Origin of the sequence: Alcanivorax sp. (assembly GCF_014762765.1) — a bacterium.
Taxonomy (GTDB): domain Bacteria; phylum Pseudomonadota; class Gammaproteobacteria; order Pseudomonadales; family Alcanivoracaceae; genus Alcanivorax.
This window is the reverse complement of the sequence record NZ_JABURH010000112.1, coordinates 1-9,350: the sequence shown is the minus strand read 5'-3', so window position 1 is coordinate 9,350 and position 9,350 is coordinate 1. Positions and strand designations below refer to the sequence as shown.

At 59.9% G+C, this 9,350-nt stretch carries 11 protein-coding genes; 5 read left to right on the top strand and 6 right to left on the bottom strand.

From position 1 onward, the window contains the following. The 4 genes from HUJ17_RS07155 to HUJ17_RS07140 form a co-directional block, all read left to right on the top strand. The coding region (locus HUJ17_RS07155) for a TRAP transporter large permease subunit (protein ID WP_290510051.1) at nucleotides 1-1,545 on the top strand (1,545 nt) is incomplete at its 5' end. 192 nt (nucleotides 1,546-1,737) lie between these two features. Beyond that, nucleotides 1,738-1,890 carry a hypothetical protein gene (locus HUJ17_RS07150; protein ID WP_290510050.1) on the top strand — a complete coding sequence of 51 codons (153 nt, stop codon included), beginning with the start codon at nucleotides 1,738-1,740 and terminating at the stop codon, nucleotides 1,888-1,890. 5 nt (nucleotides 1,891-1,895) lie between these two features. Then, nucleotides 1,896-2,258, top strand: coding sequence for a PilZ domain-containing protein (locus HUJ17_RS07145; protein WP_290510049.1), 363 nt, complete (start codon nucleotides 1,896-1,898; stop codon nucleotides 2,256-2,258). Beyond that, nucleotides 2,251-2,976, top strand: a complete 726-nt coding sequence (locus tag HUJ17_RS07140; RefSeq protein WP_290510048.1) for a class I SAM-dependent methyltransferase — start codon at nucleotides 2,251-2,253, stop codon at nucleotides 2,974-2,976. Before HUJ17_RS07145 ends, HUJ17_RS07140 begins: the two co-directional genes overlap by 8 nt. A gap of 150 nt (nucleotides 2,977-3,126) precedes the next feature. On the opposite strand, the gene HUJ17_RS07135 is transcribed toward HUJ17_RS07140, so the two are convergent. The 5 genes from HUJ17_RS07135 to rnd all read right to left on the bottom strand — a co-directional run bounded on the left by HUJ17_RS07135 (nucleotide 3,127) and on the right by rnd (nucleotide 5,827). Further along, nucleotides 3,127-3,582: an HIT family protein gene (locus tag HUJ17_RS07135; RefSeq protein WP_290510047.1), complete on the bottom strand. Its 456-nt coding sequence runs from the start codon at nucleotides 3,580-3,582 to the stop codon at nucleotides 3,127-3,129. Then, a complete protein-coding gene (locus HUJ17_RS07130; RefSeq protein WP_290510046.1) occupies nucleotides 3,579-3,926 on the bottom strand; it encodes a hypothetical protein in 348 nt (115 codons plus the stop codon). Before HUJ17_RS07130 ends, HUJ17_RS07135 begins: the two co-directional genes overlap by 4 nt. A 77-nt stretch (nucleotides 3,927-4,003) precedes the next feature. Next, nucleotides 4,004-4,456, bottom strand: coding sequence for a YcgN family cysteine cluster protein (locus HUJ17_RS07125; protein ID WP_290510045.1), 453 nt, complete (start codon nucleotides 4,454-4,456; stop codon nucleotides 4,004-4,006). Further along, complete coding sequence (locus tag HUJ17_RS07120; protein WP_290510044.1) at nucleotides 4,449-4,754, bottom strand: YcgL domain-containing protein; 306 nt, start codon at nucleotides 4,752-4,754, stop codon at nucleotides 4,449-4,451. Before HUJ17_RS07120 ends, HUJ17_RS07125 begins: the two co-directional genes overlap by 8 nt. Continuing rightward, a complete protein-coding gene (gene rnd, locus HUJ17_RS07115; protein ID WP_290510043.1) occupies nucleotides 4,754-5,827 on the bottom strand; it encodes a ribonuclease D in 1,074 nt (357 codons plus the stop codon). The genes HUJ17_RS07120 and rnd overlap by 1 nt, the downstream gene beginning before the upstream one ends. Before the next feature lie 236 nt (nucleotides 5,828-6,063). On the opposite strand from rnd, the gene gpmA reads away from it, so the two are divergent. Continuing rightward, nucleotides 6,064-6,810, top strand: a complete 747-nt coding sequence (gene gpmA / locus HUJ17_RS07110; protein WP_290510042.1) for a 2,3-diphosphoglycerate-dependent phosphoglycerate mutase — start codon at nucleotides 6,064-6,066, stop codon at nucleotides 6,808-6,810. Between the two features lie 368 nt (nucleotides 6,811-7,178). Here the strand turns inward: gpmA and HUJ17_RS07105 are convergent. Further along, nucleotides 7,179-9,350 (bottom strand): efflux RND transporter permease subunit (locus HUJ17_RS07105; protein ID WP_290510041.1); only part of this gene is annotated, 2,172 nt, incomplete at its 5' end.

The following is a 9,350-nucleotide window of genomic DNA, read 5'->3' as shown; positions in this document are numbered from 1 at the left end:
AAGGCCCTGCTCACCATTCCCCTGTATTCCTACATGTGTCTCAGTGCCAGCATCCAGTTCATGTCGCAGGGCTACCTGCACGGCACCAGCATCTATCTGGGCATGATGATGGAGTTTTCCACCATGTTCCTCAGCCTGGGGCTGTATATCTGGGTCGGGATGATGCTGCGACAGACAAAGATGGTTCATCTTGTCTTCGATGTGCTGCGACCCTGGCGCATGTCACCGGAGCTGATGTGCTTCGTGGTTCTGGCTGTCACTGCCATCCCTACTGCGTACACGGGGGCATCCGGGATCTTCATCATTGCCGCCGGTGCTACCGTTTATCATGAGCTGGTCCGGGCCGGCGCCCGCAAGCAACTGGCCCTGGCCGGTGCCGCCATGTCCGGTTCCATGGGGGTGGTACTGCGCCCCTGCCTGCTGGTGGTCATCATTGCGGCACTGAACAACGCGGTCACCACCGATGAACTCTTCACCTCCGGCGTTAAGGTTTTCGGTCTTACGCTGTTTCTGTTCTTTATCTACAGCCAGTTCGCCCGTACCGAGCCGGCCCGCATCGCGCCATTTTCGGAAGCCTTTCCTGCCAGCCTGAAAAGGCTTTTCCCGCTACTGCCCTATGTCATCGTGATTGGCACCGTGATTGTTATTTTCAGGGACATTCTCGACACTGAGCTGAACGAAAACTACGCGCCGATCATTCTGCCTGTGCTGATGCTAGCCGTACTGATCTACGAGAAATTCAGCCGTTATTTTCTGCACCTGTGTGCCCTTGCTCTGGTGGTGCTTCTCATCCATTCAAGCTATGACACCTGGATGTTGTCCAAGGCTCTGGAGGCCGGCAATGTGCCCACTGGCACCTCCAAAGAACAGCTTTCTGATACCATCACCGGCCTGTTCTGGCGTAACCTGGTACTGGCGGCCAGCCTGCTGATCCACTATCTGATCAAACCCACCGGGGTGACATCCGATCTGCCCGCTGAAGAGGAAGGTGTTGGCACCACTCTGGAAAGCTCTCTGCGGTTCTCCACCAATGAGACCACCGGTCACATTGGTGCCTTGTTAATGCTGATGGCACTGACCGTCAGCATGGGCGGACTGCTGGAACGTTCCGGGGTGATGGAAGCCCTGCCGGAAACCTTCGCCAACGTCTGGCTGGCCATGACACTGCTGGTGGTCACCATGGTCATCATCGGCATGATCATGGATCCCTTTGGTGCCGTTATCCTGGTCAATGCCACCATTGCCCAGGTGGCATTCGATAATGGAATCGCCCCCCTGCATTTCTGGATGATCAGTCTGGTGGCCTTCGAACTGGGCTACCTGTCCCCCCCTGTGGCACTGAACCACTTGCTGACACGGCAGGTGGTCGGGGATGACGAGGTGGAAAGCGCCAAGGTGCATAACGGCTCGTTTTACCGCCGCTATGAAAAATACCTGCTGCCCATCGCGGTCATGCTTACCGCACTGCTACTGGTCTCCTACGTCCCGCTGATGTCCGATTCGGTGCATGAATACATGTTCCAGAAAATCGAGTTTGCCGGCTGAAGCCGCGCCGATCTTGACACCCAGCAAAAAAAGGAGCCCCTGGCTCCTTTTTTCTTGCCTGCCGTTAGCTGATCCAGGGAATTCCCTGCCCCCTCTGAGGGCAGCGAATACAGCGCCGGCTCGATACCAGTTTCCTATCGTCGGCGAATAACTGATACTGTAAAGTATCCGGATCAATCAGGGAGATGGCTGATGAGTAAAACGCAGGAGACCCGGACTCCACGTGAAACCGAACCCTTGCCGAAAACGGTCAAACCCGCCCTGCTGTTTCTACTGTTCCTTGCAGGTGTGGTCGCTACCATTGCGATTGCGGCCTATGCGGTCGACAGAATGATTTACGGATAAATCCTATGGCAACGGCAATGGACAATCGTCGCTTCCCCCGCACAACCCGCGAAGAAAACCTGGCGCTGACCTTGCTGCCGAGCCAGTCCGGCTCGCTGGATCCGGCCGATCGTCTGTACCTGACCACCCACGACATTTCCCTGGCCGGCATCAGCATCGAACTCCCGGCTCCGATCAAACCGAATACGGATGTGGAGCTCTGGGTGGCGCTACTGGAAGAGCACGGTACCTACCACTTGTACGGCACCATCGCCTGGTGCGCCGCGCCGGAAGGTCAGCTTCTGGCTGGCATCGCGCTGGATCTGGAGCAGGCGGATGGTCGTCTATGGGCTGCCCACTTCGATGACGACGGCTTCTTCAGTGACTGAACCGCTGTTTCAGCGCGGCAGTCAGTACCAGCAATTTCGCCCCACCTACCCCGTTTCCCTGTTCCAATGGCTGGCCGACCAGAGCGCCGGCCATGACTGTGCGCTGGATCTGGGTTGCGGTAGCGGGCAAGCCAGCCGGGGCCTGGAGCCCTTTTTCCGGCAAGTAGTGGGTGCAGACATCAGCCATGAACAGTTACTGGCCGCCCCATCTTCGCAAAGCCACTATCTGGTCAGTCGGGCGCATCAACTACCGCTGGCGGACGCCAGCCTGGACCTGATTAGCGTCGCCCAGGCCTACCACTGGTTTAATCAAGCCGCCTTTCAAGCCGAAGCAGAGCGCACCCTGCGGCCCGGCGGCGTGCTGGCCCTGATCAGTTACGGGATCTGCGAGGTGGCGGGGCTGGAAGGCATGATCCAGGACTTTCACGACGGCCCACTGGCGCCCTGGTGGCCCGCGGAACGGGCCCAGGTGGTGGCCGGCTACCCGGATGCCAGTCTGCCCTGGCCTGCACTCCCCTACCCCGGCGGCGCCATTATCCGCGACTGGACGGCTAGCGACATGCTTGGCTATCTGGATACCTGGTCCGCGCTGGTCCAGGCCTTTCGGGCCGGGGAGAATCCGCTGGACGACTTCGCACCAACGCTCAGGCAAGCCTGGGGAGACGGGCTGCGAGCGGTACACTGGCCATTACGGGTACGAGCCTGGCGCAAACAGTGAACAGTCTCAGGCTGTGATCTGAGGTAACACTGCCAAATCTTTCGCTGTTCTTTTCCCTCAAACAGGCCCCGCCCAAAGGCTGGGCGCGCCCTTTTGCGTTTCAGATCAAAACACCGCCAAATCGCGACGCTGTTAACTCTTCACTGTTAATTATTTAGCTGCTTCCGGGAAATGCTCCGCCAGCAGGCCGGCAAGGCGATCCAGCCTTTTGCGGCGGCGGGCCAGGCCGAAGATGTTCAGCAGACGGGTAGCCCAGGTGAATGCAGTGACCAGAGTGTCGCCACCCCGGCGGGGAATGACATGCACGTGCACATGGGGCACGTGCTGATTGGCTTCACGGCCATCGTTGACCACAATATTGTGCGCCTTCACCGCCAGCCCGGCCCGTTTCTGAGCCATGATGGTGCGGCGGGCCAGATCCATCAGATGATTGCTCAGGCTGCCGTCCAACTGCTCCAGCAAGGGGGCATGCTCTTTGGGAATCACCAGGCAATGGGCTTCGCGGATCGGAAACAGATCCAGAATGACCATGGCCCGCTCATCCTCATAGACCACGCTGGCAGGCAATTTACCGTCGCGTATCTGGCAGAAAATGCACTCGCTCACTGTTGATCAGCCACGGCGTCTTGCTTGCGGCGCTGACGCCATAACTCCAGCGCCGCCACGATCAGCGCCACCACCAGCATGGCCAGCAACGGGCCACCGGCACGCCACAGACTCACATCGTCCTGGGCCAGACCGTCAAACAAGGTCACGACCCAGGCCGGCGCCCACTCATCGTGCTGCGGCGACACCGACCAGGGGGTCAACAACAGTGCCGTCAGCAGGATACGCAATGGCACCTTGGCCCAGACAGCCAGCGGCCGAGTCAGCCACCACCAGACGAAAAGCACGCCCACGCAGCCCAACAAATACGCCAACCAGCCCCACATATACGCTTCCGTTGTCACAATGACTCCCAACTCAATGCTGACAGAGCAACCCGTTTATGCGGGTGAAGAGCGGCTTCCATTTCCCCGGGCCCGCCCTACTCTATCCAGTGAATAATATGCTCTTCCCAATCGTCTTCGTGCACAAGCTGCTCGGAGACCACGCGCCCGGCCACGCTGATCCCTGCCTGTCTGACCGTACCTGCATCCCCACTGATCAGAGGGTGCCAATCCGGCAAAGGTTGCCCATGCGCCCGTAGTCGGTAGGCGCAGCTGGAAGGTAGCCAGTCAGTGTTTCGGGCCACCGCCTCGCTGATCTGGATACAATCCGGCACCTTGCTAAAGCGGTTATCGTACACCCGGCATTGGCATTTCTGGCTGTCCAGATAACGACAGGCCAGATTGGTGAAGGCCAGCTCACCACTGTCTTCATCCTGCAGCTTCACCAGGCAACAACGGCCGCAGCCGTCACATAGCGCTTCCCACTCTGCTTTCGACAACTCCCCCAGGGGCAGTTCCCAGAAACGCGCACGCAGGCCCTTTTCAGGCATCCGGCCCTGCCGGTTTGTCCGGGTGGCCATCGGCCATGAACATGTCCTCGTCCGGCGGCGGAGGCATCTGCAAATAGAAGCCCTGATTACGGATATTATCCATCACCTGCGTTACATCCGCCCGGGCCAACGGCCGATCGGGGGACAGGATCATGTCATTCACATGGATGGGGGCACCGAATTGCTTGACCAGCACCTCAGGCAGATTCTTGAGACCTTTCTGGCGATCCACGAACAGGTACATCCCCGACTTTTTGCGGGTCTTGTAAATGGAACAGAACAGCTTCCCTTTCAGCACTACAGCAACTCCAAAAGCGGCTTGGTAACAATATCATGACGCCAGCCGGTAAGCGGTTCGGGCACCTGGTCCGGGTGGCGAATAAGGGACTCCAGCCAGCGACGGCGCATCAGCACATCCGGTTTCATGTTCATGGACTCGGCAATCTCACCGACCCGCTTACGCAGGATTTTGGCCAGTTTTTTCTGGTGAGCATCCGGCGGCCCCGGCAAGGGCTCAGGCGGCGTGCCGCGCCTTCCCTCTTCCAGCAGCTCCAGAATGGTATCACCATCGCGGCGGACCACCTTGGGATGCAGCCCCAGATCCGAAAACAGGCCCCGATCGCTGCGGGATGAGCGGGCCAGATCCAGTAGCTGGGCGTCCTTTAGGATAAATCCCTTGGGCAGATCCCGTTCCCGTGCCATGCGATCCCGCCAAGGGGCCAATGCCGCCAGCACCGCCAACGCCTGACCCTGCAGCAGGCCAGCGCCTTTCACATTACGCCAGGCCTTTTCCGGAGCGGTTACCGCCTGAGCCTGGTTCAGCAACCGCTGGCATTCTTCCCGCCACCAGCTCTCACGGCCCAGGTTTACCAGCCGGCCACGCAGGATGTCGGTCACCTCGGGCAGGTATTTCACATCATCCTCGGCATAGAGCAACTGCTCCTGGCTGAGCGGTCGCTTGAGCCAGTTGGTGCGGGTCGCCCCCTTGGGCAAGTCCACGCCGAGCAGCATCTGCACCACCTTCTGGTAACCCAGCTGCATGTCCTCGCCAGTGAGGGCGGCGGCGATCTGGGTATCTTCGATGGCCGCCGGGTAGTCACCGCTGAACGCCGCGATGGCCTCCAGATCCTCGGAGCAGGCATGCATCACCAGGGTATGCTGCTGAAACAGAGGAGCCAGTTCCGAACCGGTCGTCTTGGTGGTATCGATCAGCCGGATCTGCTCACCATCGTGAACCTGCACCAAGGCCAGTTGCGGCCAGAAGGTGCGCTCACGCATGAATTCGGTGTCCAGATAGAGAGGCGTTGCCGCCGCCAGTCCGGAGCGCCAGGAGGTGATATCGTCGCCGTTGTCACACCAGAGATAAGCCATGAAGTCGCCTGAGTCTGAATTGGCGACGATTATACGGGCTCAGGGCGGCACATTTCAGCAACGCTGGCCACCGATGTGGTATTTATCCGCGACTCGACCAGATAATCGACTGAAGACGGTGTGAAAAATTGCGCTCAACGGATCGAATTCCAGCGAAATATCACGGCTCACGCTCAATTTCCCGGCGCTTTTCTGCTACGCTTTGCGCCGCACTGAAAACCGCACAGGAATAACCCATGAGCACGAAACTGGTACTGGTCCGCCATGGCCAAAGCGTTTGGAACAAGGAAAACCGTTTCACCGGCTGGAAAGACGTGGATCTCACTGATCAGGGCCGCGAAGAAGCCCGCAAGGCCGGCGAATTGCTGAAGGAAGCAGGCTTTGAGTTCGATGTGGCTTACACCTCCGTGCTCAAGCGCGCCATCCGCACCCTGTGGTCCATCCTCGACAACATGGACCAGATGTGGATTCCGGTGATCCGCGATTACCGTCTGAATGAACGCCACTACGGTGCCCTGCAGGGTCTCAACAAGGCAGAAACCGCTGCCAAGTACGGCGACGATCAGGTGCATATCTGGCGCCGCAGCTACGATACCCCGCCGCCGAAGATGGAGCGCGACGACGAACGCTACGCCGGCAACTTCCGGGTATACAAGGGCCTCAGCGAGAACGAGATCCCGCTGTCCGAAAGCCTCAAGGACACCGTGGACCGCTTCGTGCCCTACTTCGAAAGCGAGATCAAACCGCAGATCGAAGCCGGCAAACAGGTACTGATCTGCGCCCACGGCAACAGCCTGCGGGCACTGGTGAAGTATCTGGGCGACATTTCCGACGAGGAAATCGTCAAGCTCAATATCCCCACCGGCGTGCCGATGGTGTACGAGCTGGATGACAACCTGAAGCCCATCAAGAACTACTACCTGGGCGATGCCGAGGAAGTCGCCAAGGCCGCCGAAGCCGTGGCCAATCAGGGTAAGGCGTAAGCAAGACGCCGACGGCCGGCCTGACGCATAAGCCCGCCCCGGGGAACCGGGGCGGGCTTTTTTGTGGGCGCAGCTCAGCTTCGTAGAGATCCTATAAACGTCAATTTTTTTACCACAGAGGGCACAGAGTTCACTGAGGAAAAAAACCGGGGTTTTCTGAACGTTGCATGCCTTTGTGATAAATCAATCAGATCGTGTAGCGATGTGACATTTTGGAAGGCATTGTTGCGGTCAGCATCGCCGTTTGGTGCGGTTCTGAAAGGGAAAATAGTCAACCATGACGCTGATCAGGAGCACCCAGATACCCTGTTTTTCCTCTGTGAACTCTGTGCCCTCTGTGGTGAAAAAGAATTTCAGGTTCAGAGCGCCTAAAGAAGATCCGCGCTGCCCTGGCCCTGATCCTGCCGCCCCGCTTCCCATGCCGAATGCAGCACAGGATCTTCATAGGGATTAGCGGTAACCCACCAGGCGGTCAGGCGGCCCCGTTCATAGGCCACATCCACGCTGTCATCTTCCGAAACCTCCGGTGCCCGCCAGCGGGCCAGCCAGCGCAGCTGCAAGGCTCGCACGTCATGGCTGACCACCAGCAGACACGGCACCAACAGCAGACTCACCAGCGTCGCAAACAGCACACCAAAGGCCAGGGACACCGCCATGGGGATCAGGAAGCGGGCCTGTACACTGGTTTCCAGCATCAGCGGCGCCACCCCGGCAAAGGTGGTGATGGAAGTCAGCATCACCGGCCGTAATCGACCGCTCACGCCTTCGATCACCGCATCGCGCAGGCGCATGCCATGGGCCCGGAAACTGTTGATGGCATCAATCAGCACCAGGTTGTCGTTGACCACCACTCCGCTCACCGCAATCACCCCCACCAGCGACCATAATGTCAGGCTGTAACCCAGCAGGAAGTGTCCCATGAAGGCCCCCACCATGCCGAAGGGGATTGCCGCCATCACCAGTAGCGGCTGGCCATAGCCGCCAAACAGCACGGTGAGCAGGAAAAATATGGCAGCCAGGGCAATCAGGTAGCTGATCGACAGATGATCGAGAAAATCCTGGATCGCCGCCTGCTTGCCGGCCACTGTCCAGCCCGCCTGTGCATCTGCGGACTCCATGGGGACCAACACCTGTTGCTGCAGTGCCGCCATCACCTGAGCCGGTGACGTCACATGTTCATCCACGAAAGCACTGATGGTGGCACTGCGACGGCCATCGTAATGGCTGATCATGGCCGGCACCTGTCGCCGGTTCAGGTCCGCCACCGCCGCCAGCACGGTGATCTCCCCATCCGGCAGCTTTACCGGTAGTCGTTCCAGATCGCTGATGCGGCGGCTGTCCCTGCTCGCCAGACGCAGCATCACCGGCACTTCCTGATCCTGTTCGAACCAGCGATCCAACTCTATGCCGTGGAAGGCATTGCGGATCTGCAGGCCCAGCTGCTCCGCCCGCAGGCCGGCCAGCCTGCCCTCCTCACGCAGGCCGATATCGACGATGGTGCGGCGGGCATGCAGGTTGTTGGCCACTTCATGGACCCCTTCCATGCGCGACAGGGCCAGCGCCGTCTGCTCACTCAACCGTTGCAAGGTGGCCAGATCCGGGTGGAACAGATTGACATGGATGTCCGGCTTCACCTGCATCAGGCTGGCGTGGAATTTGACCGACAGGGCATCAGCGATCGGGCCGTGCTGCTCACGCCACAGGCTGGCCAGCTCCCGGGGCGGCAAGGCGCTGGTATCGCCGCCAATGGCCAGGGTTACCCGCACCCGGAAACGGGCCCCCGGATCGCGGGCATTGGAGGTTTTCTGGCGTACCCCCTGCTCGGCGAACACCGCATCCACGGTCACCGGCTGATCGCCGCTCTGCAACTGCGCCGACAGCTTGCGGGCAGAACCCTCCAGGGCCTGTACTTCGCGCAGCAGCCGCGCCTCGCCGGTGCCCTGGGGGAACACCACTTCCGCCATCACCCGATCTCCTTCCACCCGGGAGAACAACACCATGGTCAACCAACCACTGTTGACCAGGGCGCAGCAGAAAATAAACAGCCCCACAAACACCACCACCAGCACATAGCGCCAGCGCAGGGCACGGCGCAGCAACGGCCGGGCGCGATATTCCAGCCAGCGGTCCAGCCCGGCGTTGATACGGGTAGATAGCTGTTCAGACTGGCGCCAGATGCCCCGGGCCGGGCGGTCATAGCTGAGGTGGGAAGGCAGAATCCACAGGGATTCCACCAGCGACAGCACCAGAATTGCCATGGAAACGATGGGGATCACCCGCATCAAGGCCCCTTCCGGCCCCGGCAGGAACAGCAGGGGCGCAAAGGCAAACAGGGTGGTCAGAACCGCAAACAGGATCGGTCGCGAGACCCGCTGGGCGCCGGCGATGGCTGCCTCCTGCCCGCTCATGCCACCCTGTCGACGCTGATGGTCGATGCTCTCGCCGACGATCACCGCATCATCCACCACGATGCCCAGCACCAGAATAAAGGCGAACAGGGAAATGGTGTTGAAGGATTCGCCCAGAACCGGCAGCAAGGC

Coding starts and splice junctions, on each gene's coding strand:
- rnd (WP_290510043.1), bottom strand. CDS start 5,827: ATGGCTTATCTCTGGTGTGACAACGGCGACGATATCACCTCCTGGCGC.
- HUJ17_RS07125 (WP_290510045.1), bottom strand. CDS start 4,456: ATGCCTGAAAAGGGCCTGCGTGCGCGTTTCTGGGAACTGCCCCTGGGG.
- gpmA (WP_290510042.1), top strand. CDS start 6,064: ATGAGCACGAAACTGGTACTGGTCCGCCATGGCCAAAGCGTTTGGAAC.
- HUJ17_RS07150 (WP_290510050.1), top strand. CDS start 1,738: ATGAGTAAAACGCAGGAGACCCGGACTCCACGTGAAACCGAACCCTTG.
- HUJ17_RS07145 (WP_290510049.1), top strand. CDS start 1,896: ATGGCAACGGCAATGGACAATCGTCGCTTCCCCCGCACAACCCGCGAA.